At 63.4% G+C, this 25,196-nt stretch carries 27 protein-coding genes; 12 read left to right on the top strand and 15 right to left on the bottom strand.

Annotated features, from left to right (window positions below; genetic code table 11):
• Positions 1-37: 37 nt before the first annotated feature.
• From NKI47_RS06795 to NKI47_RS06785, 3 genes are read right to left on the bottom strand one after another with little or no spacing between them, the layout of a single operon-like run.
• Positions 38-1,003 (bottom strand): substrate-binding domain-containing protein, encoded by a 966-nt coding sequence (locus tag NKI47_RS06795; RefSeq protein WP_254815861.1) that lies wholly within the window; start codon positions 1,001-1,003, stop codon positions 38-40.
• Complete coding sequence (locus NKI47_RS06790) at positions 1,000-2,313, bottom strand: ABC transporter permease (RefSeq protein WP_023676963.1); 1,314 nt, start codon at positions 2,311-2,313, stop codon at positions 1,000-1,002. Before NKI47_RS06790 ends, NKI47_RS06795 begins: the two co-directional genes overlap by 4 nt.
• A complete protein-coding gene (locus NKI47_RS06785) occupies positions 2,310-3,893 on the bottom strand; it encodes a sugar ABC transporter ATP-binding protein (RefSeq protein ID WP_352588595.1) in 1,584 nt (527 codons plus the stop codon). The genes NKI47_RS06790 and NKI47_RS06785 overlap by 4 nt, the downstream gene beginning before the upstream one ends.
• A gap of 217 nt (positions 3,894-4,110) precedes the next feature.
• Between NKI47_RS06785 and NKI47_RS06780 the strand changes: the two genes are divergently transcribed.
• Positions 4,111-5,130: a LacI family DNA-binding transcriptional regulator gene (locus tag NKI47_RS06780; RefSeq protein WP_352449454.1), complete on the top strand. Its 1,020-nt coding sequence runs from the start codon at positions 4,111-4,113 to the stop codon at positions 5,128-5,130.
• 254 nt (positions 5,131-5,384) lie between these two features.
• On the top strand, positions 5,385-6,008 hold the full coding sequence (locus tag NKI47_RS06775; RefSeq protein ID WP_352568534.1) for a L,D-transpeptidase: 624 nt from the start codon (positions 5,385-5,387) through the stop codon (positions 6,006-6,008).
• Positions 6,009-6,164: 156 nt separating this feature from the next.
• On the opposite strand, the gene NKI47_RS06770 is transcribed toward NKI47_RS06775, so the two are convergent.
• The 3 genes from NKI47_RS06770 to NKI47_RS06760 all read right to left on the bottom strand — a co-directional run bounded on the left by NKI47_RS06770 (position 6,165) and on the right by NKI47_RS06760 (position 9,678).
• The gene (locus NKI47_RS06770; protein ID WP_352568533.1) at positions 6,165-7,166 is read right to left on the bottom strand and encodes an LLM class flavin-dependent oxidoreductase; all 1,002 of its coding nucleotides are present in this window, start codon (positions 7,164-7,166) and stop codon (positions 6,165-6,167) included.
• A 156-nt stretch (positions 7,167-7,322) separates the two neighbouring features.
• Positions 7,323-8,483 (bottom strand): AI-2E family transporter, encoded by a 1,161-nt coding sequence (locus NKI47_RS06765; protein WP_352568532.1) that lies wholly within the window; start codon positions 8,481-8,483, stop codon positions 7,323-7,325.
• A 133-nt stretch (positions 8,484-8,616) separates the two neighbouring features.
• Positions 8,617-9,678: an LLM class flavin-dependent oxidoreductase gene (locus NKI47_RS06760; protein WP_352588590.1), complete on the bottom strand. Its 1,062-nt coding sequence runs from the start codon at positions 9,676-9,678 to the stop codon at positions 8,617-8,619.
• A 230-nt stretch (positions 9,679-9,908) separates the two neighbouring features.
• On the opposite strand from NKI47_RS06760, the gene NKI47_RS06755 reads away from it, so the two are divergent.
• Positions 9,909-10,337 (top strand): DUF6481 family protein, encoded by a 429-nt coding sequence (locus NKI47_RS06755; RefSeq protein WP_023676956.1) that lies wholly within the window; start codon positions 9,909-9,911, stop codon positions 10,335-10,337.
• Positions 10,338-10,419: 82 nt separating this feature from the next.
• Here NKI47_RS06755 and sugE read toward each other — a convergent pair whose 3' ends face one another.
• Together sugE and NKI47_RS06745 are read right to left on the bottom strand one after the other, a co-directional pair.
• Positions 10,420-10,734 carry a quaternary ammonium compound efflux SMR transporter SugE gene (sugE, locus tag NKI47_RS06750; protein ID WP_352588587.1) on the bottom strand — a complete coding sequence of 105 codons (315 nt, stop codon included), beginning with the start codon at positions 10,732-10,734 and terminating at the stop codon, positions 10,420-10,422.
• 154 nt (positions 10,735-10,888) lie between these two features.
• Positions 10,889-11,014, bottom strand: a complete 126-nt coding sequence (locus NKI47_RS06745; protein ID WP_013528464.1) for a hypothetical protein — start codon at positions 11,012-11,014, stop codon at positions 10,889-10,891.
• Between the two features lie 215 nt (positions 11,015-11,229).
• Between NKI47_RS06745 and NKI47_RS06740 the strand changes: the two genes are divergently transcribed.
• The 3 genes from NKI47_RS06740 to NKI47_RS06730 all read left to right on the top strand — a co-directional run bounded on the left by NKI47_RS06740 (position 11,230) and on the right by NKI47_RS06730 (position 13,596).
• Complete coding sequence (locus NKI47_RS06740) at positions 11,230-12,039, top strand: transglutaminase-like domain-containing protein (protein ID WP_023676954.1); 810 nt, start codon at positions 11,230-11,232, stop codon at positions 12,037-12,039.
• A 122-nt stretch (positions 12,040-12,161) separates the two neighbouring features.
• Positions 12,162-13,124 carry a cation diffusion facilitator family transporter gene (locus NKI47_RS06735; RefSeq protein ID WP_352455960.1) on the top strand — a complete coding sequence of 321 codons (963 nt, stop codon included), beginning with the start codon at positions 12,162-12,164 and terminating at the stop codon, positions 13,122-13,124.
• A 67-nt stretch (positions 13,125-13,191) separates the two neighbouring features.
• Positions 13,192-13,596 carry a GFA family protein gene (locus NKI47_RS06730; RefSeq protein WP_352588584.1) on the top strand — a complete coding sequence of 135 codons (405 nt, stop codon included), beginning with the start codon at positions 13,192-13,194 and terminating at the stop codon, positions 13,594-13,596.
• A 39-nt stretch (positions 13,597-13,635) separates the two neighbouring features.
• Here NKI47_RS06730 and NKI47_RS06725 read toward each other — a convergent pair whose 3' ends face one another.
• Entirely contained in the window at positions 13,636-14,898 is a 1,263-nt protein-coding gene (locus tag NKI47_RS06725; RefSeq protein WP_352588582.1) for a DNA recombination protein RmuC, read from the bottom strand.
• Positions 14,899-15,001: 103 nt separating this feature from the next.
• On the opposite strand from NKI47_RS06725, the gene def reads away from it, so the two are divergent.
• Genes def through truA form a run of 4 tightly spaced genes read left to right on the top strand, consistent with a single transcriptional unit; the run spans position 15,002 to position 17,759 of the window.
• On the top strand, positions 15,002-15,532 hold the full coding sequence (def, locus tag NKI47_RS06720; protein WP_023676950.1) for a peptide deformylase: 531 nt from the start codon (positions 15,002-15,004) through the stop codon (positions 15,530-15,532).
• 17 nt (positions 15,533-15,549) lie between these two features.
• A complete protein-coding gene (gene fmt, locus NKI47_RS06715) occupies positions 15,550-16,479 on the top strand; it encodes a methionyl-tRNA formyltransferase (RefSeq protein ID WP_352588950.1) in 930 nt (309 codons plus the stop codon).
• Positions 16,476-16,985, top strand: coding sequence for a GNAT family N-acetyltransferase (locus NKI47_RS06710; protein WP_023677468.1), 510 nt, complete (start codon positions 16,476-16,478; stop codon positions 16,983-16,985). The genes fmt and NKI47_RS06710 overlap by 4 nt, the downstream gene beginning before the upstream one ends.
• Before the next feature lie 18 nt (positions 16,986-17,003).
• On the top strand, positions 17,004-17,759 hold the full coding sequence (gene truA, locus NKI47_RS06705; RefSeq protein WP_352588579.1) for a tRNA pseudouridine(38-40) synthase TruA: 756 nt from the start codon (positions 17,004-17,006) through the stop codon (positions 17,757-17,759).
• Here truA and NKI47_RS06700 read toward each other — a convergent pair.
• Positions 17,741-18,349 (bottom strand): hypothetical protein, encoded by a 609-nt coding sequence (locus tag NKI47_RS06700; protein WP_023677470.1) that lies wholly within the window; start codon positions 18,347-18,349, stop codon positions 17,741-17,743. The two genes, truA and NKI47_RS06700, sit on opposite strands and share 19 nt — an antisense overlap.
• A 2-nt stretch (positions 18,350-18,351) precedes the next feature.
• Positions 18,352-19,551, bottom strand: a complete 1,200-nt coding sequence (gene dapE, locus NKI47_RS06695; protein WP_352588576.1) for a succinyl-diaminopimelate desuccinylase — start codon at positions 19,549-19,551, stop codon at positions 18,352-18,354.
• Between the two features lie 129 nt (positions 19,552-19,680).
• Between dapE and NKI47_RS06690 the strand changes: the two genes are divergently transcribed.
• The gene (locus NKI47_RS06690) at positions 19,681-20,712 is read left to right on the top strand and encodes a 2-dehydropantoate 2-reductase (RefSeq protein ID WP_352588573.1); all 1,032 of its coding nucleotides are present in this window, start codon (positions 19,681-19,683) and stop codon (positions 20,710-20,712) included.
• Here the strand turns inward: NKI47_RS06690 and NKI47_RS06685 are convergent.
• From NKI47_RS06685 to dapD, 4 genes are all read right to left on the bottom strand, one after another.
• Entirely contained in the window at positions 20,702-21,802 is a 1,101-nt protein-coding gene (locus NKI47_RS06685; RefSeq protein ID WP_352588570.1) for a GGDEF domain-containing protein, read from the bottom strand. The genes NKI47_RS06690 and NKI47_RS06685 overlap by 11 nt on opposite strands.
• 335 nt (positions 21,803-22,137) lie before the next feature.
• A complete protein-coding gene (locus NKI47_RS06680) occupies positions 22,138-22,926 on the bottom strand; it encodes a hypothetical protein (protein WP_352455973.1) in 789 nt (262 codons plus the stop codon).
• 21 nt (positions 22,927-22,947) lie between these two features.
• Positions 22,948-23,325: a DUF805 domain-containing protein gene (locus tag NKI47_RS06675; protein ID WP_352588567.1), complete on the bottom strand. Its 378-nt coding sequence runs from the start codon at positions 23,323-23,325 to the stop codon at positions 22,948-22,950.
• A 30-nt stretch (positions 23,326-23,355) separates the two neighbouring features.
• Positions 23,356-24,210 (bottom strand): 2,3,4,5-tetrahydropyridine-2,6-dicarboxylate N-succinyltransferase, encoded by an 855-nt coding sequence (dapD, locus tag NKI47_RS06670; protein ID WP_023677474.1) that lies wholly within the window; start codon positions 24,208-24,210, stop codon positions 23,356-23,358.
• A 145-nt stretch (positions 24,211-24,355) separates the two neighbouring features.
• Between dapD and NKI47_RS06665 the strand changes: the two genes are divergently transcribed.
• On the top strand, positions 24,356-25,195 hold the full coding sequence (locus tag NKI47_RS06665) for an LOG family protein (protein WP_352588564.1): 840 nt from the start codon (positions 24,356-24,358) through the stop codon (positions 25,193-25,195).
• The last annotated feature ends 1 nt before the right edge of the window (position 25,196 follow it).

Below are 25,196 nucleotides of genomic sequence, written 5' to 3'. Positions count from 1 at the left end.
CTGCCGGGCGCTGAACGCCCGGCAGGAAAGCCTCGTCTCAGAGGCCGTTGTCCTTCAGGATCTGGGCGGCATTTTCCTTGGTGATCTTCTGCGTCGGCAGGGTGATGGTCTTTTCCACCTTCTCCCCGTTCAGGAACTTGATCGCCTGCCGCAGCCCTTCGGCGCCCGGCGTCACATAAGTGAACGTCGCCGTCAGCTCGCCATTGGCGACCAGCTGCACGCCTTCATTGGGCAGGCCGTCGATGCCGATGAACTTGATGTCCTTCTCACGTCCGACGTCCTTGGCGGCAAGATAGGCGCCATAGGCCATCGGATCATTGTGGCCGTAGACGAGATCGATTTTCTCGTTGTTGCGCAACGCCGTCGCCATGATGTTGTAGGCCTGGTCCTGCTTCCAGTCGCCCGACTGCTGGTCGAGCAGGTATTTTATGCCCGGCTCCTTGTCGGTGAATTCATGGAAGCCGTCATGGCGGTCGTGTGCCGGCTGGGTGCCCATGCCGCCCCAGATCTCGACGACGTTGCCGGCGGCCTTGCCCTTGCCGCCAAGCAGCTCGACGGCATATTCACCGGCAGCCCGGCCGATCAGCTTGTTGTCGCCGCCGACGAACTGCGTGTAGTCGTTGGTTTCGACGTTGCGGTCGAGCACGAAGACGGGGATCTTGGCATCGATCGCCTGCTGCACGACACCGGTCAGGCCGGCGGATTCTTTCGGTGATACCAAGAGCGCATCGACCTCCTGACGGATAAGGTTTTCGACATCGGCGACCTGCTTCTCGGTCTTGTCCTCGCCGTCGGTGATGATCAGCTCGACTTCCGGATGCTTGGCCGCTTCGGCCAGGATGTCCTTGTTGAACTGAGCCCGCCAGGGTTCGATGGTCGTCACCTGCGAGAAGCCGATCTTCCACTTCTTGTCCTGCGCATGGGCGCCGCCGGCAAGCATGGCGGTCGTGGTCAGGAGTGCCGCTGTCAGCCCGGCGAGCTTCAACAATTCACGTCGTTTCATTTCTTGTTTCCTCCAATATTCAGAGACGCGGTCTCTTGCGACGGCCGCTTTGCCGCGGCCGTTTCCTTGTGCGCTTGCCCACCGGGCAGTCGCAGATAGAAGAGAAGATCACCGGCACTGCGCTCCTGTACGAGCACGGTACCGATGATGATCATCCCCTTCAGCACCAGCTGAAGGTTCGAATTGATGTTGTGCAGCTGCAGGATGTTCGAGAGCAGCCCGAAGATCAGCACGCCGCAGAACGTCCCGGTCAGGCTGCCGCGTCCGCCCATCAGGCTGGTGCCACCGATGACCACGGCGGCAATCGCGTCGAGCTCCAGCCCGGCGCCGGCGTCCGGCTTGCCTTGCCGGTACTGCGCGACATAGAGCACCGCCGCGATGCCGGCCAGCAGCCCTGACACGGCATAGGTGGCGATCTTCACGCGGCCTGCGGCGATGCCCGACAGCCGCGCCGCCTCCTCATTGCCGCCGATCGCATAGACATAGCGGCCGAACGGAGTGAAGCGCAGCACGGCGCCGTAGATCAGGATGGCGCCGAGGAAGAACAGGCCCGGCATCGGGATCACGCCGAATACCAGCGAGCGCAGCATTTCGAAATCGGCGGTGGCATTCGAGCCGGTGTAGACCGGCAGCACCGCATTGTTCTGGCCGGCCGTCAGCCGGGCGATGCCGAGCGCAGTGACCATCATCGCCAGCGTCACGATGAAGGGCTGCAGCCGCCCGGCGACGATGATGAAGCCGTTGAGCGCGCCGAACAGCAGGCCGACGCAAGGCGCCACCAGCAGCACGCCGAGCACGCCGAATTTTGAGCCCACCTGCGGCAGCAGGAACCACAGCACCAGACTGCACAGGATCACCCCGACAATGCCGGGTGTCACCAGCCCGCGAACGCTGTCCAACCTGATGTCGTGCGTGGCCTGCGCGCCGGCGCGGGATTTTTCGATGTTCAGCAGGATGAAACGAGTGACGAGAATGCCGAGGCAAAGGGCTGCCAGGGCAACTGTCGGCACCCCCAGCACCACCGCCGGCGTCACGCCGGGGACCGTCAGCAGCATGGCACAGACGACCGTGCAGATAGCCATCAGCGAGCCGACGGAAAGGTCGATACCGCCGGTGATGATCACCGCAGTCATGCCGGTGGCAATCAGCCCGGTGGTCGACACCTGGCGCAGCACATCGAGCAGGTTGCCGTAGGACAGGAAGATGTTGTTGCCCTTGGAGCTGATCGGCGAGCCGAGCACGCCGATCAGGAAGATGGCGATCAGGCCCCAATAGAGCTTCGTCCGGGACAGGATATGCAAAATGCTCATGCGGCAGGCCTCGTCATCGTCCGTCGCGGCGCCGCAAGCCGCATGATGGCCTCCTCGCTGGCTTGCGCGCGGGACAGGATTTCCGTCTGGCGGCCGTCGGCCATGACCAGGATACGGTCGGAAAGATGCAGCAGCTCCGGCAATTCCGAGCTGATGACGGCGATCGCCAGCCCGTCTCGCGCCAGCTTGAAGATGAGATCGTAGATTTCCCGCTTGGCACCGACATCGATGCCGCGTGTCGGCTCGTCGAGCAGCAGCACCCGCGGCCTCGTCGCTAGCCATTTGCCGATGACGACCTTCTGCTGGTTGCCGCCGGACAGCGTGCCGGCCGGCTGCTCGACGGTCTCGCAGCGAATGCCGAGCGCCTTGACGGCGTCCCGTGCCAGCCCTTGCTCACCGGCCAGCGAGCGCACGCCGAACCGCGCCAGCGCGCCGACCAGCGGCAGCGCGACATTGTCGGTGATCGAGGCCTCGAGATGCAGGCCTTGCGTCTTGCGGTCTTCCGTGACCAGAGCGATGCCGAGCCGGCGCGCATCGCGCGGCGAACGGATTTCTACTGCCTCGCCATCGAGCCTGATCTCACCGCCGGCACGTCCGCCGCTGGACCCGAAGATGGTTTCCAGGATTTCGGTACGGCCCGAGCCCAGCAGCCCGCCGATACCGAGGATTTCTCCTGCGGCAAGATCGAAGCTGACGCCGTCGAGCACGGTGCGCCAACCATGGCGATTGGGCTTCGCCAGCGACAGCTCGCTTACGGACAGGACCGTGTTGCCACCGGGGATGCGGTGCTCCTGGGAGGAAGCAAGCAGGTTTCGCCCGACCATCGCCGAAATTATGGCGTCTTCGTCGAGCTTGTCCATCGCCCACGTCAGGACGTGGCGTCCATCGCGAAACACGGTGACGCGGCTGGCCAGATGCATGACCTCGTCGATGCGGTGCGAAATGTAGACGATCGCCACGCCGCTGTCGGCGAGCTGGCGGATGATGCGGAACAGCCGCTGGCATTCGGCTGGCGAAAGCGCCGAGGTCGGCTCGTCCATGATCAGAATGCGTGCCGACATCGACAGCGCCTTGGCGATCTCGACCAGCTGCTGTTCGCCGACGCGCAAGGCACCGACGCGTGCATCCGGGTCGAGCTCGATGCCGAGCCTTTGCAAGAGCGTTCCGGCGGCGCGGCTGCTCGTCTTGCGGTCGACGATCAGTCCGGCGATCAGCTTCTCGCGGCCGAGAAAAATGTTGTCGGCGACGCTGAGTTCGGGGACGAGGTTCAGCTCCTGGTGGATGATGGCGATGCCGGCGCGCTCGGCTTCGCGGACGCCGGCAAAGCGCACCGGATAGCCATCGATACTGACCGTTCCGTTATAGTCCGTATAGACGCCGGACAGGATCTTCATCAGCGTCGACTTGCCGGCGCCGTTCTCGCCCATCAGCGCATGGACCTCGCCGCGCCGCAGTTCGAAGCCGACATCGACGAGCGCGGCGATACCGCCGAAGGACTTGGAGATGTGCTCGGCGCTCACTACGATAGCCGAGCCGTCCGCCGTAGCGCCTTGCGCAGGGATGGAATTGCCGTGCTGCATGACAAGGACGGCCTCCCTCCGTCGTCACCGAACACCTCAAACGCTAATCTAAACGTTTCGATCATGTCAAGGCAATATCTGGAGCCTGAGATTGTTCCATTTCAATTCTTGCGCAAAATCATAAGATTCCGTACGTATTGCTACCGTGGAGTGGTGAAACGTTTCGAAAATGACAGCGTCAGGACGAAAAAAGCAGCGCAAATTCACGGCTCCGACCATGCTTCATGTGGCCGAGGCCGCGCGTGTTTCCGTGGCCACCGTATCGGCGCTGATCAACGGCACCGCGACCGTCAGCCCCGAGCTCAGTCAGCGCATCGAACAGGCGATCCGCGACATCGGCTACAAGCGCAACGCCATTGCCCGCAGCCTGAAGATGGGCACCACACGCACCATCGGGCTCACCGTCCCACACATCACCAATCCGTTCTTTACCGACGTGGTTTCGGTCATCCAGCAGGCTTTCGACAGGGCCGGCTACGCCGTCATGCTGTGCTGCACCGACGAGCACCTGAACACGCAGGACGACCAGATCAGGCTGCTGCTCGACCGCATGGTCGACGGACTGATCGTCGCGCGTGTCGGTGACGGCGCGATCCTCAAACGGATTGTCGACGACGCCAATGTGCCGGTCGTGCTGCTCGACCGTGTTTGCCAGGGTGTCGACACCGATGCCGTCGTTCTCGACAATCAGCGCGCGGTGTTCGACGCCATCACTTACCTGATCGATCTCGGCCATCGGCGCATCGGCTACATCTCCGGCTCGTTCGATATCTCGCCGATGCATGACCGCATGGCGGGATACCGCGAGGCCCTCCAGGCCGCCGGCCTGCCGGCCGAGGCCGAACTCGTCCGCTTCGGCAACTTCCATGAAGTCGACGGCTACAATGCCACCATGCAGCTGCTTTCGCTGCACGACCGGCCGAGCGCCATCTTTTCGGCCAACAACCCGATGGTGATCGGCACCATGAAGGCCATTCGCGATATCGGCCTGTCCTGTCCGGAGGATATTTCGGTCGCCTGCTTCGACGACTTTCCGTGGTCGGATGTGTTCCGGCCGCAATTGACCACGGTCGCACAGCCGGTGCAGGCGATTGGCGAACAGGCGGCCAATCTGCTGCTCGACCGGCTCGCCGGAAACAGGGATGCGCCGCCGCGCAAGCTGACGCTCAAGGGACGCCTGATGATCCGCAATTCATGCCGTCCGCTAGGTGCGACTGCGCAGAGCGTCAGCGCGTAGCGCTTGGGCTCTGTTCAGAAACTTTGCAATGCCGGACGGACAGCGCTCCCTCTGTCCTGCCGACCCCGGGCCTTCGCAGCCACTACGGGCGTTCGTCGTTCGAAAACCGAGCAATTGAAGGACGCGGCGCCGATCGAGCCAAGTGGCCAACAATCAGCCAGCCGACAGTCAGGAAAATCTTGGCAATCGAAGCATGTCGGATTAGGAATATGACGAGATGCGGCTGATCGTTCACACGGGCGCCGGCTTGAGTCATGCGCGTGAAATCGATCCTAATTGGGCTGGGACTTGCTGGGATGGTCGCATTCTCCGGCTGCACCACCGGCGGAGCATTACAGACCTTTCCCCAGGCCTATGGCGGCCTCACCGACGCCGGTTTCCGCATTCCGCCGGTTCCGATCTACAAGGTCGACCCAAAGTTCCGTCGGCAGACAGTGCCTTATGCAACTGACGAGGAGCCTGGCACCATCATTGTCGATACAGGAGCGAAGTTTCTCTACTACGTGCTGGGAGACGGTCAGGCACTGCGCTACGGCATCGGCGTCGGCAAGGCGGGCTTCGAGTGGCATGGCACTGCTCACGTTGCGAGGAAGCGCGAATGGCCGGATTGGAGCGCGCCGTCCGCGATGATCGTGCGCGAGCAGAAGCGAGGCCGCATCATACCGGCCCATATGGAGGGCGGACTCGTGAACCCGCTCGGTGCGCGGGCGCTTTATCTTTTCAACGAGAAGGGTGACACTGGATATCGCCTGCACGGTAGCCCCGAATGGTGGTCCATCGGCAAAGCCGTGTCTGCGGGCTGCATTCGCCTCATGAACCAGGACATCATCGATCTCTATGACCGCTCCACAATCGGCACCAAGGTGATCGTTATTTAGTGGACGCCGCGTTTCCCGCTAACGGACGAGCATGACGGATCGAAAACCTCCGCGTAAAACGCGCGAAATGTTCGCTATGTCTTCGCACACCTGTTCGCGATGTTCCCTGCCTAAGGCCGGCCTTGCCCGCAACAGTGGCAAGTGGCGAACCAACTCTCAGGCAGCTTCCGACAGCGATTTGTGAGCGTCGGCCAGGATCTCGAACGAGCGCACCCGCGCCGCATGGTCGAAAATCTGCGCTGTGACCATCAGCTCGTCGGCCCCTGTGCGGCGCACAAACGCCTCGATGCCTTGCCTGACCGTTTCCGGGGAGCCGACGGCGGCGCAGGAAAGCGCCTGGCCGAGCATGGTCTTGGCCATTGGATCGAGGTCGCGCTCATATCCTTCGACCGGCGGCGGCAATCGGCCGGGCCGGCCGGTGCGCAGATTGACGAAGGCCTGCTGCAGCGAGGTGAACAACAGCCGCGCCTCGGCATCGGAAGGAGCGGCGAAGACGTTGAGGCCGAGCATCACATAAGGCTTGTCGAGCTGCTCCGAAGGCTGGAAACGCGAGCGGTAGATCTCCAGAGCATGGTCGAGCTCGGCCGGCGCAAAATGCGAAGCGAAGGCGTAGGGCAGGCCGAGCATGGCGGCAAGCTGCGCGCCGTAGAGGCTGGAACCGAGAATCCAGATCGGCACCTTTTCGCCTTCGCCGGGCACCGCGCGGATGCGTTGGCCGTCTTCGGCCGGCTGCAAGTAACCCATCAGCTCGACGACGTCCTGCGGGAAATTGTCGGCGCCAGCGTCGAGGTTACGGCGCAGCGCCCGTGCCGTGGCCATGTCGGTGCCGGGCGCCCGGCCGAGGCCGAGATCGATGCGGCCAGGATGCAGAGCGTTAAGCGTACCGAACTGCTCGGCGATGACCAGCGGCGAATGATTGGGCAGCATGATGCCGCCGGCGCCGACGCGTATCGTATTGGTGCCGCCGGCCACATGGGCAATGACCACCGAGGTGGCGGCGCTGGCGATGCCCGGCATATTGTGGTGCTCTGCCAGCCAATAGCGCCGGTAACCCAGCCGCTCGGCATGACGGGCGAGATCGAGCGAATTGGCGAGTGACTGTGAAGCGTTGCTGCCTTCGACGATCGGCGACAGGTCGAGAACGGAAAGAACGGTCATCGGCGCGGGTTTCCTGTGGGCCGAAGGGATGTAGGAAGCCGTTGCCGAGGCGGCAAATTCAAAATGTTGATGGAGCGCTGAGGGCACAACGGACGTGCGACCGATGCAAGGTCGTGATCTGCCCCATCGGGGGGACGCTTTTGACCCTTTAAGCCGCTACTTTTTCACCTCGGGAATCTCTTCGTCCTCGATCGCTGCCGTATGCTGCGCCGCCAGGAAATTGCCGACATGACTGAGGCCGTCGAAATGATCGCAGAACACCTTGATGACGACCAGCAGCGGCACCGCCAGCAGCGCGCCGACAAAACCCCACAGCCACGACCAGAAGGCGATGGCGATGAGGATCGCCACTGCGTTGATTTCGAGACGGCGGCCGACCACCGTCGGCGTCACGAACTGGCCTTCGACGACATCGCACATAAGGACGAAGGCCGGCGCCAGCAGCGCATAGGAAATCGTGTCGAAGCTTATCAGCGCGATGATCGTAACCAGCGTGATGGTGGTCAGCGCCCCGATATAGGGCAGGAAATTGAGCAGAGCCGCTGCCGCGCCCCAGACCTGCGCGTTGGGCACGCCGAGCGCCCACAGGCCGAGCCCGATGACCACGCCGAGACATGTATTGATGACCGTGACAGTAAGCAGATAATGCGAGATTTCACGTTCTACGTCGTAGACGACGCGCAGCGCCCGCTTCTTTTCGCTGAGACTGGGGAAGGACTGGACGATCTTTTCATAGAACATCGTGCCCGAGGCGAGCAGGAACAGCGACAGGACGAAGACGATGGTAACGCTGGCGCCGGCCGACAGCACATTGCCGGCGGCCTGCGAGAGAATACCGGATGGCGCCGTCGCCACCCTCTGAACGCCCGGCTCCTGGGATGTCTGTGTCAGGCCCTCGATCTGGCGCGAAATCTCCACGATCCGTTCGAACGGACGGCGCAGTTGTGCCAGACGTTCGGTAAGCTGCTGGCCGATCGTCGAGGTGTTGTTGATGAGGTCGATGACCGGGCCGCTGAGCAGAAATCCCGCGACGGCGACGAGGCAGAACGAAAGCAGCACCAACAGTGTCGCTGAAATGACATCGGGCATGCCATGCTTGCGCAGGAAGCGAACGATCGGCGTCAGCGTCAGCGCCAGCAGGAAAGCCAGAATGACCGGCATGAAGAAGGCGCGGGCGAAGTAAAGCGCGTAGATCGCCATGAGAATGAAGATGCCGACGAGCAGCGAACGCATCAGATGCGCATCCGCCCGCGCCTCGACGCGCGGATCCGGGCTTTCGGCAGCGCTTGCGCCCGAAGCGTCGGGTTCGGCTTTCATTCTGACCCTCGGCGGCACACCGCGATTGGTGCAGACCGTTGGCGAAAACGCCTCTGTCGCTTCAAGGTTCCGTTAGCCGGCGTCACCGGCAAGGCCGCCTCGCGGCCTTGGCAATGAATCAGGTGACTGGGAATCAGGCAACCGGCGCCGCCACGGCGGGAACGGCCTTAGCAGTTTCCCGGCGCACGATCGGCGCCACTTTGGTGCCGTAGAGTTCGATGGCCTTCATCACCTTGGCGTGCGGCATGGTGCCGATCGCCATTTGCAGCAGGAAGCGGTCGTTGCCGAATATCCTGTGCTGGGCAATGATCTTCTCGGCCACCTGTTCTGGATTGCCGACGAACAGCGCGCCGTTTGGGCCGCGCGATTGGTTGAAATGCGCCCGCGATGTCGGCCCCCAGCCGCGCTCGCGGCCGATGCGGTTCATCACCTCGGCCTGCGGCCCGTAAAAATCGTCGGCTGCCTGGTCCGTGGTGTCGGCAATGAAGCCGTGCACGTTGAGACTGGTGGCAAGGCTTGCCGGATCGTTGCCGGCGCGCCTGGCTGCATCCCTGTAGATGTCGAACAGCGGTGCGAACCGCGCCGGCTCGCCACCGATGATCGCCAGTGCCAGCGGCAACCCGAGCACGCCCGCGCGGGCGACGGATTGCGGTGTTCCACCGACGGCGATCCAGATCGGCAATTTGTCCTGCAAGGGCCGCGGATAGACGCCGCGGTCGTTGATCGGCGCGCGCAGACTGCCCGACCAGGTCACCTTGACATGATCGCGGATGGCGAGCAGCAGGTCGAGCTTCTCGGCGAAGAGCTCGTCATAATCTTCGAGATTGTAGCCGAACAGCGGAAAGGACTCGATGAACGAGCCGCGCCCGGCCATGATCTCGGCACGGCCGCCGGACAGAAGATCGAGGGTGGCAAACTGCTGGAAGACGCGCACCGGATCGTCGGACGACAGCACGGTGACAGCGCTGGTCAGCCTTATGCGCTTGGTCCGTTCGGCCGCCGCCGCCAGCGCCACCACCGGAGCCGAGGCAGCATAGTCGGGACGGTGGTGCTCGCCGAGACCAAAGACGTCCAGCCCGACCTGGTCGGCGAGCTCGATCTCCTCGATCAGGTTGCGCAACCGCTCATGCGCACCGATCGCACCGGGACCTGGTTCCGGGCTGACGTCGGCGAAGGTGTAGAGACCGAGTTCCATAGTGTGTCATCTCAGCGTTTTGTCTTGGCGCTACACGTAGCGATCAGTCCGCCGCCCCGCCAGATGCCTGGATGGTGAACAGTGCGGGTGCCTTTCAGCCGAATTCAATCGAAATGGCGTCTCCCGGCTGCAACAGATCAGAATTTCATGGCTGGCATACCGTTTTGGCGCTTGAACTCTCGGTTTTCGCGCGTATGTAAGCCTCGCAAATTGACTTCAGGGAAGTGGACTTGGCTATCTATAGGGAAAAAGACGTTTTCGAGCGGCGCAATGCCGCAAACGAGGCAAAGAAGGCGCTTCTGGAGCGCTTCAAGGCAAAGCCGGCGCCAGATGATCCAGCGGTGCTGGCACGACAGGCCGAGCGCAAGGCGATCCTCGAGGCCCGCGCGATACGCGAGGCCGAAAAGGCCAGGCTGAAGCAGGAAAAGCTGGCGCGCGAAGCGGCCGAAAAGGCCGAGCGCGAGGCAGCCGCCGAAGCGGCACGCATCGCCGCGGAAGAAGCCGCACAGGCCGAAGCGAAGATCCGGGAAGCTGAAGAGAACGAGCGCATCGCCCGTTTTCTTGCCGACGAGGCGGAACGCAAGGCCAAGCGTGATGCGCGCTATGCGGCGCGCAAGCAGCGCACCGGCAGGACGCCGCCCGGCTTCTCCGCGCGATAGCGCTTTCCGGCGCTGATCAGCCGAATTCAAGAATCAGGGCCGCCTTGCAGCGGCCCCGCACGCGTTCGTCCGTCAGAATCGGCTAAGCCGCGAGCTTCAGTCCCATGATGCCGCAGACGATTAGCGCGATGCAGGCCAGCCTGATCGCCGTCGCTGGCTCGCCGAGCAGCCATATCCCCAACAGCGCCGTGCCGACGGTGCCGATGCCGGTCCACACCGCGTAAGCGGTGCCGACCGGCAACGCCTTCAGCGCCAGGCCGAGCAAGGTCAGGCTGACGATCATCGAGGCTACCGTCAGGACGCTCGGCAGCGGCTTCGAGAATCCGTCGGTGTATTTGAGGCCGATCGCCCAGCCGATCTCGAACAGTCCGGCGAACAACAGGAAGATCCACGACATCGGAACGCTCCGTTTCGATGGCTTCCGGCCGATTTCTTGAAAAGCGCAAAAATTGCCTTCGCCGCATCCATAGGGGATGCGCGTGAGCTTAGTGAACAATCATACCGGCCGCGTTTGCGGCCGGTCGAGATAAGCCGAAACGGTAGCTGCGGCCCTACTTGTCCTTCAGCTTCATCGCCTTCACCGGCGGTGCCTTCAGGGCCGGCGCCGGAGCCGGTTTCTTCGCGTCCTTCTTCGGCTTGCGGGCCTCCTTGCCTGCCTTCATCGCACCCTTAGCCATGATTCGTTCCTCCAGTTGATGTCTGGCGAAGTGAAACAAGAGAAAACGCTCGACTGCAAGAGGCCGCTGCCGTGCAGTCGCCCTGGCCGATGGCTGTCAACTGGTTTCTAATTCCCTCGTAAACCGCAGCGGTCCGTGCCATGGTCTTCTTCGCACTGCAGCATCAGCCCTTGCGTTTCGCCGGCTGATGATCAAGCAGGCCGGTCAGGACGACAATGCGGATCCACATCGGTTGCCAGATGAGCTTCGACTTCCCGCAGGAAACACCGCTGATCGCGATGCTAAACGTCCATTATTCGCGCGCATCCGATCTTGAGCGGCCGGACTTCCTGACGTCGAACCCGCCGGTGCCGATCGAAAGCTACCGCGACAGTTTCGGCAATTGGTGCAACCGTTTCGTTGCGCCGGCCGGGCGCTTTGCGTTCGGCACGGACGCGGTGATCCGCGACCCCGGCTCCTTCGAGACGCGCGAGCTGACGGCGTGGCAGCACGAGGTGCGCGATCTGCCGTCGGAGACGCTGCTGTTCCTGCTGCCCAGCCGTTATTGCGAGAGCGACGTGCTGTCGAATGAAGCGTGGCGGCTGTTCGGCAACACCCCGCTCGGCATTCCGCGCGTCCAGGCGGTCTGCGACTTCGTCCATAACCACATCGTCTTCAACTATTTCAATGCACGGCCGACGCGCACCGCCGCCGAGGCCTATCGCGAGCAGAGTGGTGTATGCCGCGACTTTGCTCACCTCGCTGTTGCCTTCTGCCGCGCCCTGAACATTCCGACCCGCTACTGCACCGGCTATATCAGTGATATCGGCCTGCCAAAGCCGTGGTCGGACATGGATTTCGCCGCTTGGATGGAGGTCTATCTCGGCGGCCGCTGGCATGCGTTCGACCCGCGCAATAACGCGCCGCGCATCGGCCGCATCCTGATTGCCTCCGGACGCGATGCCGCCGATGTGCCGCTGACCCACATTTTTGGGCCGGGCGCGCTGGCTGGCTTCAAGGTCTGGACGGACGAGGTCGTCGAATAGCCCCGCGCCGCCCTTTTGAACAACTGACCTTGTGAACAACTGGGCACTTCGGGCGTTGTGGGGACTGTGGAGCGTGGGCGGGCGCTCCGCCAATCTCGGTGCATCAACCAAGGCAGCACACCATGGCGGCGCATGGCGGGTCGAAAAAAGTGATCTATGCGGCGCTCGCCGGAAATCTTGCGATCGCACTGACCAAATTTGCCGCTGCCTTGTTCACGGGCAGCTCGGCAATGCTCTCGGAAGGCGTCCACTCGCTCGTCGATACCGGCAATGGCAGCCTGCTGCTTTACGGCATGCACCGTGCCGCCCGGCCGGCCGACCGCACGCATCCGCTCGGCCATGGCCGCGAGCTGTACTTCTGGAGCTTCATCGTCGCGCTCCTCGTCTTTGCACTGGGTGCCGGCATATCGTTCTACGAAGGCGTGACGCACATCATGGCGCCGGAGCCGATTGCCAACGCCAAGGTGAACTACGCTGTCCTTGGCCTTTCCTTCCTCTTCGAAGGCACCTCTTGGCTGGTGGCGCTGAAGGAATTCCGCCACCAAAAAGGCAGCCACGGCTGGCTCGAGGCGGTGCAGCTCAGCAAGGATCCGAGTGTCTACACCGTACTCTTCGAGGACAGCGCGGCACTTCTCGGCCTCGTTGTCGCCTTCGCCGGCATATTGGCGGCGGAATTGCTGGACATGCCGAAGCTCGACGGCGCCGCGTCGATCGGCATCGCGCTCATCCTGGGCGGGACCGCGATCTTCCTGGCGCGCGAAAGCAAGAGCCTGCTGCTCGGCGAGCCGGCCTCGCCCGAGGTGCAAACAGAGGTGCTGGCCATCGTCCAGCAGGACCCGGCGGTGCAACGGGCGAATGGCGTGCTGACGCTGCATATGGGTCCGCAGGAGATCGTCGCCGCTTTGAGCATCGAGTTCGAGGATCATTTGTCGGCGCCGGAGATAGAGACCTGTGTCGAGCGCCTCGAGACGCGGCTGAAAGCGGAGATGCCGGAGGTGACGCGGCTGTTCGTCAAGCCGCAGACCACCGGCACCTGGGAACGCCGGAGCAAGGCCTTGGCGGCGTCCGGAGGGGAACCGGCCTGAGGAAAATGGCTGCGCCATCGGGCAGTCCCGGTTATGATTGCGGGCAAAAGCTCCAGGAGGAACGAAGATGAAAATCGACGGCGCGTGTCATTGTGGCGCTATCACTTACGAGGCCGAAGTCGATCCGGAAAAGACCACCATTTGTCACTGCATCGATTGTCAGAAGCTAACCGGAACGGCCTTTCGCGTCACCGTGCCGGCGTCCGAGGACAATTACACGATCACCAAGGGCACGCCGAAGATCTACATCAAGACCGGTTCGAGCGGCGCCAAGCGCGCCCAGGCATTTTGCGGTGAGTGCGGCTCGCATCTCTACGCCACGTCGGCGGGCGAGGGACCGAAGGTTTACGGTATCAGGGTCGGCACGGCACGGCAGCGCGAGCAACTGGTGCCGAGAAAGCAGATCTGGCACCGCTCGGCGCTGCATTGGCTGCCGGAATTCGAAGGCACAACCATCATCGAGGAGCAGTAGCGCCAGACCCGGGCGAAGCCTCCGGTTCCGGCGTAGCTCTCAATCGTCGCCTTCGACGACCCTTAGCCTCAACTGCCCGGTTTTCGAATCGGCGACGCGCGGGCTGCTTTCCGCTTTTGCTCCGCTGCCATTCGAACCAGCGGTGTCCTCCGCCGGCTGCACGCCAAACTCCAGCGCCTCGATCTTTTGTCCGCGCCTGGTCACCTTCGATGTCGAGACCAGAATGTCGTCGATATCCTTGGCCGATTGGCCGAAATGCGTCTGCAATTTGCGCACCCGCTCGTCGAGCCGGGAAACATCTTCCATCAGCCGGATAACCTCGCCCTGGATCAGGTGTGCCTGCTCGCGCATGCGGGCATCCTTGAGGATTGCCTGGATGACCTGGATCGACAGCATCAAAAGCGATGGCGAGACGATGACGATCCGCGAGCGATGCGCCTTTTGGACAACGGCCTCGAAATTCTCATGGATTTCGGCGAACACCGATTCCGAAGGCACGAACATGAAGGCGGTGTCCTGCGTCTCGCCCTGGATCAGGTATTTTTCGGAAATATCGCGGACATGCACCTCGATGTCGCGGCGGAAAGCCTGTGCGGCGGACTTCTGCAGGTCGGCGCCTTCGGCGGCACGGATGGCATTCCACGCCTCGAGCGGAAACTTTGCGTCGATGGCAAGCGACGGTGCGCCGTTCGGCATCTTCACCAGGCAGTCGGGCCGGCTGCCATTCGACAAGGTCGCCTGGAATTCATAGGCGCCGTGCGGCAATCCGTCGGCGACGATGGCTTCCATGCGCGACTGGCCGAAGGCGCCGCGTGTCTGCTTGTTGGAAAGGATCGCCTGCAATTGCACGACCTGGCCGGCCAGCGACTGGATGTTGCCTTGCGCGATATCGATGACCGCCAGCCGTTCCTGCAGCTTGGCGAGGCTCTCATGCGTCGATCTCGTCTGCTCGGTCATGGTCTGGCCCAGGCGGCCGGTCATGGCATCGAGACGCTGGCCGATCGACTGTGTCAGTTCCGCCTGGCGCGCCCCGAACACTTCGGCGATGGCGCCCATGCGGCCCTGCATTTCCGCCTGGCTTGCCAAGATACCAGCCATCCGCCCCTCGGCGTCGCGGGCGTGGTCGGCGGCTTCGGCGGCCGCCACTGCACGCGCCTTGGCCGATCGCCAGAGCGCAACGACGAGCGCCACGAACAGGCCGAGGAACAGCATTGCGCCGAAACCCAGGGCTTGGCCGAGCGTGATCGTGGTGGCGCCGAGGCGGGCGACAGGTTCGGACAGGATGGTGGCCAGATCGTTCATGTCGACAGCATAGATGATTCGGTCTGCCGGCACAGATCAAAACGTGAACGACCCGAAGGCGCCCCGGTTGACGCTTTTCCTGCGAGGTCTTAGGTGAGACGCCATGTCGATCAAGCCGCTTATCATCCTCCCCGATCCCGTCCTGCGCCAGGTTTCAAAACCGGTCGAGCGTGTCGACGGCGATCTGCGCAAACTGGCCGGCGACATGCTGGACACCATGTATGACGCGCCCGGCATCGGCCTCGCAGCGATCCAGGTCGGCGAACCCTTGCGCATGCTGGTGATCGACCTGGCCAAAGAGGACGAGACGCCGGCACCGCACGTCTTCATCAATCCCGAAATCCTCGAAAGCTCCGACCAGCGTTCGGTCTACGAGGAAGGCTGCCTGTCGATCCCGGATTACTATGCCGAGGTCGAGCGTCCGGCGGCGGTGCGGGTGAAGTTTCTCGACCGCGACGGCAAGCTGCAGGAGATCGAGGCCGAGGGGCTGATGGCGACCTGCCTGCAGCATGAAATCGACCACCTCAACGGCGTGCTGTTCATCGATCACATCTCCAAGCTGAAGCGCGACATGGTGGTCAAGAAATTCAAGAAGCTCGCCAGGGACAAGGCGCCGGGCAAGATGGTGGGGTAGGCGTCGACGAAATGCCCCTGCGTGTCATCTTCATGGGTACGCCTGAATTCTCCGTGCCGACGCTGCGGGCGATTGCCGGGGCCGGGCACGGGTTGACGGCCGTCTACACGCAGCCGCCGCGCGCCGGCGGCCGGCGCGGGCTCGAACTGACGCCGTCGCCGGTGCAGCGCGAGGCGGAGCGGCTGGGCATCGAGGTGCGGTCGCCGGTGTCGCTGAAGAGCGAGGCGGAGCAGGAGGCGTTCCGCGCCTTGCGTGCCGACGTCGCCGTGGTCGTCGCCTACGGATTGCTTCTACCCAAACCCATTCTCGAGGCGCCGCGGCTCGGTTGCCTCAACGGTCACGCATCGCTATTGCCGCGCTGGCGCGGCGCTGCCCCTATCCAGCGCGCCATCATGGCCGGCGATACCGAAACGGGCATTATGGTGATGCGGATGGAGGAAGGCCTCGACACCGGGCCGGTGGCAATGGTTGAAAAATGTCCCATTGGACCCGACATGACGGCCGGCGATCTGCACGACCGGCTGATGGTCCTCGGTGCTGCGCTGATCGTGCAAGCGCTCGAACGGCTGGAGCGGAATACGCTGACATTTACCACACAGGCGGAGGTGGGGGTGACCTACGCCAAGAAAATCGATAAATCGGAGACTCGCATAGACTGGCTGCGACCTGCCGGCGACGTGCACAACCAGATTCGCGGCCTGTCGCCCTTTCCCGGTGCATGGTGCGAGGCCGAAATCGGCGGCCGCGTGGAACGGCTGAAACTGCTTCGCTCGACGCTCTCGCAAGGCGCCGGCGAACCGGGAGGAATTCTCGATGACCGGCTGACGGTCGCCTGCGAGTCAGGCGCGATCAGGCCGGTCGAAGTTCAACGTGCGGGCGGAAGGCCCATTGCCGCGCAGGAGTTTCTGCGCGGGGCCAAGCTCGAAAAAGGAATGAAATTGTCATGAGCATGATGTCCATACGCGCCGCGACGCCGCGGGACCGCGAGGCGATCCGCCTTGTCGAAGAACACGCGTTCGGCCAGCAGACGGAGGCCGGACTGGTCGACGCGCTGGTCACCGGCGGTGATGCCGTCGTCGAACTGGTGGCGGACGAAGACGGGCAAGTGGTCGGCCATATCCTGTTTTCACGGCTCTTCGTGCAGAATGGCGGCAAGAGTTTCCCGGCGGTGGCGCTGGCGCCTCTAGCGGTCGAGCCGTCGTTCCACGGCACCGGCATCGGCGGTGCGCTGGTCCGCGAGGCGCATATCCGCCTGAAAGCTGCCGGCGAGACGCTCGCCGTGGTGCTCGGCGATCCGGCCTATTATGGGCGTTTCGGCTACAGCCGTGCCCGTGCCGCGAAATTCGACAGCGACTACCAAAGCGAGGCTTTGCAGGCGCTTGCCTGGGGCGAGGCGCCGGAGACCGGCAGGCTGGTCTACGCCTCGGCCTTCGGCTCAGCCCTCGCCGCCTGATTTCGCCTCGATCCGGGAATGCCGCGTTTTCGCCTCGACATCGAATATGACGGCAGTCTCTTCGCCGGCTGGCAGCGCCAGGCCAACCAGCCATCGGTGCAGCAGGCGATCGAGCAGGCGATCGAGAAGTTCTGTGGTGAGCAGGTTTCGCTGCGCGCCGCCGGCCGCACCGATGCCGGCGTCCATGCGACCGCTCAGGTGGCGCATGTCGATCTGATCAAGGCATGGCCCGGCGACAAGGTGCGCGACGCCGTCAACGCGCATCTGCAGGCGGCCAAGGTGCGCATCGCCATCCTGAAGGCCGCCGTCGTGCCGAATGGCTTCGATGCGCGTTTCTCGGCGATCAGCCGCCATTACCTCTACCGCATCGTCAATCGCCGCGCGCCGGCGGCGCTCGACAAGGGCAAGATCTGGTGGGTACCGAAGCAGCTCGATGCCGGTGCCATGCACGAAGCGGCAAAGGTGCTGCTTGGCCGGCATGATTTCACCACCTTCCGCTCGACCCAGTGCCAAGCCACCAGCCCCGTCCGCACGCTCGACCGGCTGGATGTCAGCCGGGCGGGCGATTTCATTGAGGTCCGCGCTTCGGCGCGGTCATTCCTGCACAACCAGGTGCGCTCGATGGTCGGCTCGCTCAAACGTGTCGGCGAAGGCGGCTGGACTGTTGCCGACCTCAAGGCGGCGCTTGAGGCGCGCGACCGTGCGGCCTGCGGTCAGGTGGCGCCGCCCGACGGGCTGTTTCTCGTCGGCGTCGATTATCCGACGCCTGGCTGATCCGGAACGCTGATCCCGAGCAGCGCCTGCAGGCCGAACAGGACGATCAGCGACGCCACGAACATGCCGGCAAAAACGGCGCTGCCGGCGGCCGCACCCCTGCCGATCGCAACGTTGGTCATCCGCCAGGTCAAGACCATCGACAGCGCGAACAACAGCAGCGACACGAGTCCGGAGACTTCGTTGGCCGACGTCAGGAAAAGCCGGATCAACGCCGATGGCAGCATCATCCAGGCGATGATCGCCGAGGCCCAATTGCTGGCCACGACATAATGGACGAAACGGCCGCCGACGCCGACCCGCGGCGCCACCAGGGCGAGGCCTATGAGCGGCAGCACCCAGGCGCCGATATCGACGGTTGCCAGGCGGATCAACATGCTGAAACGGCCGACGAATGCGTTGGGATCGCCGATTTCGTTGGCAATACCGACCCAGCCGACGATCAGTGCCGGCGCCGCGACAACGATGGCAAAAAAGGAGTTCCAGAATCCGTCCGCCGAAAGGTCGAGCAGGCGAAATCCGTCGGCCTTGCCGAGCATCAGCCGCCAGGCACCGGCAAGCGAAGCGTAGGTTTCATCCGCTGAAAGCATCACTAGGATATGTCCTGCGCAAACCAGTCTTCAACGAAGCGCAGATAAATCTGCGTCAGCGTCTCGAGGTCGGCAATCGCCACGCGTTCGTCGACCATGTGCATGGTCTTGCCGACCAGTCCGAATTCGACCACCGGACAATAATCCTTGATGAAGCGGGCATCGGAGGTGCCGCCGGAGGTGGAGAGCGCCGGCTTCCTGCCGGTCACCGCCTTGATCGAGCCGCCAAGCGTCTCGATCAACCTGTCGTCGCGTGTCAGGAAAACATGGCTCGGCCCGTCGCGCCAGACGATCTCGTAGTCGACCGGCGTCTTCTTGCCGGCGCGGTATTTCTTGCGTTTCGCCGCCCGGTCGAGGCGGTTGTGGATCTCGGCCTGGATCGTCTCGGCGGTCCATGTGTCATTGAAGCGAATATTGAAGGTAGCCGCCGCCTTCGCCGGGATGACGTTGGTGGCAGGATTGCCGACATCGATGGAGGTGACCTCAAGATTGGTCGGCTGGAAATCCCTTGTTCCGTTGTCGAAGACGGGGTCAAGCAAGGCGTCGACCAGCGTCACCAGGCCGCGCACCGGGTTGTCGGCTAGCTGCGGATAGGCGGCGTGTCCCTGGCGGCCGTTGACGACGACCGTGCCCGATAGCGAGCCGCGCCGGCCGATCTTGATCATATCGCCGAGCGCGTCGGGATTGGTCGGCTCGCCGACGATCGAGGCATCCCATTTCTCGCCCTTGGCGGCCGCCCATTCGAGCAGCTTCGTCGTGCCGTTAATCGCCGGCCCTTCCTCATCGCCGGTGATCAGCAGCGAGACCGACCCCTTCGGGCCGCCCTTCTGCGCGATATGTCGCGCTACCGCCGCGACGAAACAAGCAATGCCGCCCTTCATGTCGACGGCGCCGCGGCCGAACATCTCGCCATTGGCGATCTCGGCGCCAAAGGGTGGGTGCGTCCAGGCTGTTTCATCGCCCACCGGCACCACATCGGCATGGCCGGCAAACATCAGATGCGGGCCGTTGCCGGAACGCCGCGCGTAAAGGTTCTCTATGTCAGGTGTGCCGGATTCGGAAAACACCGGGCGCTCGACGGCAAAGCCGAGCGGCTTCAACATTTCTTCCAGCGCGCTCAGCGCACCGCCTTCGGCGGGCGTCACGGAAGCGCAGCGGATGAGAGCAGCCAGATTTCTGGTCGGATTGGTAGGCAGCGTCATGGGCAAAAGCGATAGTCGAAAGCGCAAGGCCTGTCACGGCCAGACATAAGGGCCAGCCATGCCGCCGACATTATGGTTTTCATGCCGTATAGTTGCGGCAAGGCCTCTCGACCAGGACAGGGCCATCGCATGATCACGCATGGCAGGACGATCGTAATCGCCGGTGCCGGCAGTATCGGATGCTACGCCGGCGGCTGCCTGATACTTGCCGGGCGAAGGGTGGTTCTGCTGGCGCGGCCGCGCATCGAGAAGGTGCTGCAAAAAGGTGGATTGCACATCACCGACCGTGATGGCCGCGACCGATCCGTCAAGCCGGAGGCATTGTCGGTCACCGCCGATCCGGCCGCGGCATTCCCCGGTGCCGATGTCATCCTGCTAACGGTCAAGAGCGGCGCGACGCAGGACATGGCCGGGCTTATTGCGGCCCATGCCCGACCGGATGCGGTGATACTCAGTCTGCAGAACGGCGTCGACAATGCCGATAAGTTGCGAGCCCATCTCGCCGCCCGGCGGGTGCTCGCGGGCATGGTGCCGTTCAACGTGGTCCAATCGGCGGAGGGCGAATTGCCGCTTCGCCTGCACCGCGCCAGCGGCGGCAAGGTGATGATCGAACAGGGTCCGACAGGCCTTGACGAACTGCTTGACGTCGAGGGCTTTGCCGTCGCCACGCATGGTGACATCGAAGCGGTGCTATGGGGCAAGCTGCTGCTCAACCTCAACAACGCGCTGGTGGCGCTTTCCGGCCTGCCGCTGGCGGCAGAGCTTGCCGATCGCCGCTGGCGGCTGATCCTGGCCGGCCAGATCGACGAAGCATTGGCGGCAATGATGGCGACAGGCATCGAACCCGCTCGCATCGCCGGCCTGCGTCCCGCGCTGCTGCCGAAAGTGCTTCGCCTGCCCGACTGGCTGTTCAAGTTCTTGGCGCGGCGGATGCTTGCCATCGATCCGGCCGCGCGTTCGTCGATGTGGGATGACCTTCAGCGCCGCCGGCCGACGGAGATCGGCGAACTGCAAGGCGCGGTCCTGCGTTTGGCCGAAAAGGCCGGCACGCCGGCGCCGTTGCTGAAGCATGTCACGGCACTGGTGCGCGCGGCCGAGCAGAAGAGGCGCGGATCGCCCTGCCTGTCGCCGGAAGCTGTCGCTGCGACCGTCAGATCGTAGCCCGCACAGGCGCCCAGTAACGGCCCTTGCCGGTGCGCTTGGCTTCGTAGAGCGCATGGTCGGAACAGGTGAGCAGGATTTCCGGATCGCCTCCGTCGGCGGGTGCGCATGCGCTGCCGACGCTCAAGCCGACATGGATGGCGGAGCCGACCCCGAGGTCGAAGGGCACCGAGACCTTTTCGATGGCCCGCTTTGCCAGGTAGGTGGCCTCGATCTCCGAGGTTGCGGGCAAAAGGATGACAAATTCATCGCCGCCAATGCGGAAGACCACGTCCCCCGGACGGAAGCCGCGCTTCAATCGTTCGGCCACCTTGCGCAGCAGCACGTCGCCGACGGCGTGGCCAAAACGGTCGTTGACCTGCTTGAAACCGTCGAGATCCATGCTGAGCACTGCAAACGGCTTGCCGCCATTGGCGGCCGGCGTCGCAAGGTCGCGGCACATGTCGCGCAATTTCTCCTGCAGGAAGATGCGGTTTGGCAGGCCGGTCAGCGCGTCCTTGATGGCCAGGTCGCGATTGTCCAGTTCGGCGCGGATCATGCGGGCATTGATTGCGTGGTTCTGAAGCAGCACGATGATGACGCCGGCCACATAGAACGGCGTTTGAATTCCGACGATCGGCATTCCGGGCGCCGCAGAAAACAATGCACCGACCACGTAAGGCAGGCTTACGGCCAACATGACGAACATGGCGAAGCGCGGGGTCGCCGCATTGCGTGACGACACCACGCCGACGACGCCTGCGACATTCAAGGCGGCAAGTACGGAAAGCGCCATATTCCCGCTGGCAACACAGCCATAGCAGCCGAGGCCGAAAACGACCGACCAGACGCCGCTGGCTGCCATCAGGCCCGCCAGCGGCCCTTTCGAGCCGCGCCTGCGGGCCTGCTCGCATTCCCGCATCAGCAGCACGCGGACGGTGAAAAGCATCAGGTCGGCGGCAATCCAGGCGTAGGGCCACCAATCCCCGGTGGCAAGAGCGGCGCTGACTGCAACCAACAGAACGCTGATGGTGCCGAACAGGACTGCGAATTTGCGGTCGAAGGTGGTGTCGAGAAGCCGGGCGCGGACAGCTTCCGGTTCCAATTTCATCGGCGAAGAGAACCAGGCAAATAGGCGAGCGGCGGCGCTCCACGTTTTGCGCGGCTCCTTGGTGATCAGGGATAGGTCGCTTGCCAGTCGAGCGCTCCGTGCCGGTCGACACAGTCTTCGCCGGCATGCTGGGCCAGGGTGATTAACATTCGCTTAGAGCATCCGGCGCAAAACCGGGCTTTCGGAACTCCCCGCTCCGCCGCTCTGGAGCAATTCCAGGAAAAGTGTGAAGCGGTTTTCCGTCCGGAATTGCGTCAAAACAAAAAGATAGAGCGGTTCGGCGTTTCTGCGAAACGATGAACCGTTCTAGCGGATCTGTCGCCGGGTCGCCGGCTTTAGCTTGCCGGCCCCGGTCGTCTGCGGACTGCAGGCCGGCGCGGCGGGCCCGGCTCGGGATCGGTCTTCGCCGCACGTGCCGGCTGCCCATGAGGGGTTTCGATCAGCGTGATCTTCTGCCAGATCTTTCGCGAGAGGTTCGAAGCCAGGTTCTCGATGTCATTGACGCCGTCGATGACCACGGCGTCATTCACCGATTGCGCGAACAGCGCGGCGATCTTGCCGGTGATCGACAGCATTTCGGAGCAGTAGTCGAGATAGCGGGCAAGGTCGGCGGCGTTGGTGATGCGGGCTGGCGAATGCGCAGTCGGCTTGAAACTGGCTGAAAGCGTTGCCGGATCCTTGGTCAGCTGGTGCATGTCGATGACGTGGATCAGCGACCGCAGCCCGTGGAGCTGGCGAAACACCCGCTTGCGCTTGATCCGCTCCTCGGAGCGAATCAGGGCCAGGAAGCCCAGCACCGCGAGGATGATCATGTTGAGGGAGGCTTCGATGCCTTGCACCGACTGGAAGGCATCGTGGTTTCCCGAGATGCGGCCGAGCGGCAGGATTGTGCCGACGAACAGGAACATCAGCGCTCCGACGACGAAGGCGGCGATGATGAGGCCGCGCAGCCACCAGATCGGCGCCTCCAGCGCCTTGGCTGCCTTTGCCAGATCGCGCGACAGCGACACGAGCTCGGCGGCGACGCCGCGCAAGCCTGCATCGGGAAAGCGCTCGGCGACGCGCCCTTCCAGCCGTTCGGCGGTTTCGAGGATCAGTTTCGGATCAAGCGAGCGGTAGCGCATGACGAAATGTCCGATCGGTGCTCAGGGTTCGGCCGGGGCGTTGGTGCGCTTGCCGTAGCGGTTGGGTCCCGGCCGCCCGGGAAACAGGCAAAGCGCGAGGAAAGCGATAATCGAGACAACCGGCACGAACAGCACCAGCGCCGCAACACCCGGCTTGTCGAGGTCATGCAACCGCTTCACCGCCAGCACCACGTTCGACCAAAGCGAGGCAATGAAGGCGATGAAGAAAATGAACGACCACATGTTGCTCTCGGTAGTGCCTTCCGGAACCAGCGTGAAACGGTAGAGTGGGAGGGCTTGTATGATGGCCACCAGCAGTCCTCCCAGAAAATAGGCCGCGCGGCTGACGCGGCCCGAAGTTCTGAAGAAAAGCCAGATGAGGTCTGATCTGTCAGGCAAGCGAATTCCGTCCGTATTCGTGGGGAAAGATCAATCGCGCAGCAATTCGTTGATCGATGTCTTGGAACGGGTTCTGGCGTCGACCCGCTTGACGATGACGGCGCAGTAGAGGCTGGGGCCGGGTTCGTTGTTTGGAAAAGGCTTGCCCGGCAGCGAGCCGGCGACGACGACGGAATTAGGCGGCACCTCGCCGTAGAAGATCTCGCCGGTGGCGCGGTCGACGATCTTGGTCGACTGGCCGATGAAGACGCCCATGCCGAGCACCGAGCCTTCGCGAACGATGCACCCTTCGACCACTTCGGAACGGGCACCGATGAAACAATTGTCCTCGATGATGGTTGGGCCGGCCTGCATCGGCTCCAGCACACCGCCGATGCCGACGCCGCCCGACAGATGCACATTCTTGCCGATCTGGGCACAGGAGCCGACCGAAGCCCAGGTGTCGACCATGGTGCCGCTGTCGACATAGGCGCCGACATTGACGAAGGACGGCATCAGCACGGCGCCGGGCGCGACATAGGCGGAGCGGCGCACGATCGACGACGGCACGGCGCGGAAGCCCGCCTTCTCAAAATCGACGGCGCTCCAGCCGTCGAACTTCGAAGGCACCTTGTCCCACCATACCGCCTGACCGGGACCGCCCTTTATGATCTCCATCGGGGTGAGCCGGAACGACAGCAGCACCGCTTTCTTCAGCCACTGGTTGACGTGCCATTTGCCGTCGGCCTGCCGCTCGGCGACGCGGGCGACGCCCCGGTCGAGCAGGTCGAGCGCCGATTGGATGGCCTCGCGCGTCTCGCCGCGGGTTGCGGTCGAAATCGTGTCGCGTTCCTCGAAGGCGTTCTCGATAATCTCCTCGAGGCTCGCGAGATCGGGCTTCGACATGAATTCGCTCCATTACCAAGCTGTTAAGGGCCGGCGCCTTAACCTGTTTGAAAGTCGCGCGGACCCTATGTGAAGGCTTGGGGAGGGTCAATCGCGGCAGCGTCACGGGACGGCGCAGGTGAATGATTGGACGGGTAAAGCAAATATGACTCCCATGGAAAAGACGGGATGGACGCCGCTGCCGCATTCGGACGAGGATCTGGAGCGGTCGAGAAGCGTGCCGGACACGCCGCAAACGCGCGCGGAGACATACCGGCTGGCCTGGAACGATCCCGATTTCATGACGCGGCGCGAGTTGCGCGCGGTCAGGCTGCAGCTCGAACTGCTGAAACCGGAGATGATCCTGGCCGAGCGCGGCATCCAATCGACCGTCATCCTGTTCGGCGGCGCCCGCATCCCCGAGCCCGGCGGCGAAGCCTGGGCGGCCAAGAACGAGACGCAGAAGAAGAACCTCGAGCAAAACAGCAAATATTACGAGGAGGCGCGCAAATTCGCCCGCCTCTGCTCGCAGCAGTCGGCCATCTCGTACTATCGCGAATTCGTCGTGGTGACCGGCGGCGGGCCGGGCGTCATGGAGGCCGGCAATCGTGGCGCCGACGATGTTGGCGCGCCGTCGATCGGTCTCAACATCGTGCTGCCGCACGAGCAGGCGCCAAACGCCTACGTGACGCCGGAACTCTGCTTCAACTTCCACTATTTCGCGGTCCGCAAGATGCATTTCGTCATGCGTGCCAAGGCCGTTGCGGTGTTTCCAGGCGGCTTCGGCACGATGGACGAGTTCTTCGAAACGCTGACCCTGATCCAGACCGGCCGCATGGAACGCGTGCCGGTCATCCTGTTCGGCAAGGCTTTCTGGGCAAGGGCGATCGACCTCGATTTCCTCGCCGAGCAAGGCACGATCACGCCCGGCGACCAGGATATCATCGATTTCGTCGACACTGCCGACGAGGCCTGGGGGATCGTCAGCCGCTTCTATAAACTTTGAC

Source organism: Mesorhizobium sp. M0633 (assembly GCF_040320645.1).
Taxonomy (GTDB): domain Bacteria; phylum Pseudomonadota; class Alphaproteobacteria; order Rhizobiales; family Rhizobiaceae; genus Mesorhizobium.
This window is presented reverse-complemented; position numbering and strand designations above follow the sequence as displayed.

What these genes read in the sequence shown, in the direction of transcription:
- NKI47_RS06735 (WP_352455960.1), top strand. Translation starts at nt 12,162, where the DNA reads ATGGCGGCGCATGGCGGGTCGAAAAAAGTGATCTATGCGGCGCTCGCC.
- NKI47_RS06685 (WP_352588570.1), bottom strand. Translation starts at nt 21,802, where the DNA reads ATGAAATTGGAACCGGAAGCTGTCCGCGCCCGGCTTCTCGACACCACC.
- NKI47_RS06765 (WP_352568532.1), bottom strand. Translation starts at nt 8,483, where the DNA reads ATGAAAGCCGAACCCGACGCTTCGGGCGCAAGCGCTGCCGAAAGCCCG.
- NKI47_RS06690 (WP_352588573.1), top strand. Translation starts at nt 19,681, where the DNA reads ATGATCACGCATGGCAGGACGATCGTAATCGCCGGTGCCGGCAGTATC.
- NKI47_RS06740 (WP_023676954.1), top strand. Translation starts at nt 11,230, where the DNA reads ATGCGGATCCACATCGGTTGCCAGATGAGCTTCGACTTCCCGCAGGAA.
- dapD (WP_023677474.1), bottom strand. Translation starts at nt 24,210, where the DNA reads ATGTCGAAGCCCGATCTCGCGAGCCTCGAGGAGATTATCGAGAACGCC.
- NKI47_RS06730 (WP_352588584.1), top strand. Translation starts at nt 13,192, where the DNA reads ATGAAAATCGACGGCGCGTGTCATTGTGGCGCTATCACTTACGAGGCC.
- NKI47_RS06795 (WP_254815861.1), bottom strand. Translation starts at nt 1,003, where the DNA reads ATGAAACGACGTGAATTGTTGAAGCTCGCCGGGCTGACAGCGGCACTC.
- truA (WP_352588579.1), top strand. Translation starts at nt 17,004, where the DNA reads ATGCCGCGTTTTCGCCTCGACATCGAATATGACGGCAGTCTCTTCGCC.
- NKI47_RS06680 (WP_352455973.1), bottom strand. Translation starts at nt 22,926, where the DNA reads ATGCGCTACCGCTCGCTTGATCCGAAACTGATCCTCGAAACCGCCGAA.
- NKI47_RS06785 (WP_352588595.1), bottom strand. Translation starts at nt 3,893, where the DNA reads ATGCAGCACGGCAATTCCATCCCTGCGCAAGGCGCTACGGCGGACGGC.
- NKI47_RS06710 (WP_023677468.1), top strand. Translation starts at nt 16,476, where the DNA reads ATGAGCATGATGTCCATACGCGCCGCGACGCCGCGGGACCGCGAGGCG.
- NKI47_RS06780 (WP_352449454.1), top strand. Translation starts at nt 4,111, where the DNA reads ATGCTTCATGTGGCCGAGGCCGCGCGTGTTTCCGTGGCCACCGTATCG.
- def (WP_023676950.1), top strand. Translation starts at nt 15,002, where the DNA reads ATGTCGATCAAGCCGCTTATCATCCTCCCCGATCCCGTCCTGCGCCAG.
- NKI47_RS06770 (WP_352568533.1), bottom strand. Translation starts at nt 7,166, where the DNA reads ATGACCGTTCTTTCCGTTCTCGACCTGTCGCCGATCGTCGAAGGCAGC.
- NKI47_RS06665 (WP_352588564.1), top strand. Translation starts at nt 24,356, where the DNA reads ATGACTCCCATGGAAAAGACGGGATGGACGCCGCTGCCGCATTCGGAC.
- sugE (WP_352588587.1), bottom strand. Translation starts at nt 10,734, where the DNA reads ATGTCGTGGATCTTCCTGTTGTTCGCCGGACTGTTCGAGATCGGCTGG.
- NKI47_RS06775 (WP_352568534.1), top strand. Translation starts at nt 5,385, where the DNA reads ATGCGCGTGAAATCGATCCTAATTGGGCTGGGACTTGCTGGGATGGTC.
- dapE (WP_352588576.1), bottom strand. Translation starts at nt 19,551, where the DNA reads ATGACGCTGCCTACCAATCCGACCAGAAATCTGGCTGCTCTCATCCGC.
- NKI47_RS06790 (WP_023676963.1), bottom strand. Translation starts at nt 2,313, where the DNA reads ATGAGCATTTTGCATATCCTGTCCCGGACGAAGCTCTATTGGGGCCTG.
- NKI47_RS06700 (WP_023677470.1), bottom strand. Translation starts at nt 18,349, where the DNA reads ATGCTTTCAGCGGATGAAACCTACGCTTCGCTTGCCGGTGCCTGGCGG.
- NKI47_RS06725 (WP_352588582.1), bottom strand. Translation starts at nt 14,898, where the DNA reads ATGAACGATCTGGCCACCATCCTGTCCGAACCTGTCGCCCGCCTCGGC.
- NKI47_RS06760 (WP_352588590.1), bottom strand. Translation starts at nt 9,678, where the DNA reads ATGGAACTCGGTCTCTACACCTTCGCCGACGTCAGCCCGGAACCAGGT.
- NKI47_RS06745 (WP_013528464.1), bottom strand. Translation starts at nt 11,014, where the DNA reads ATGGCTAAGGGTGCGATGAAGGCAGGCAAGGAGGCCCGCAAGCCGAAG.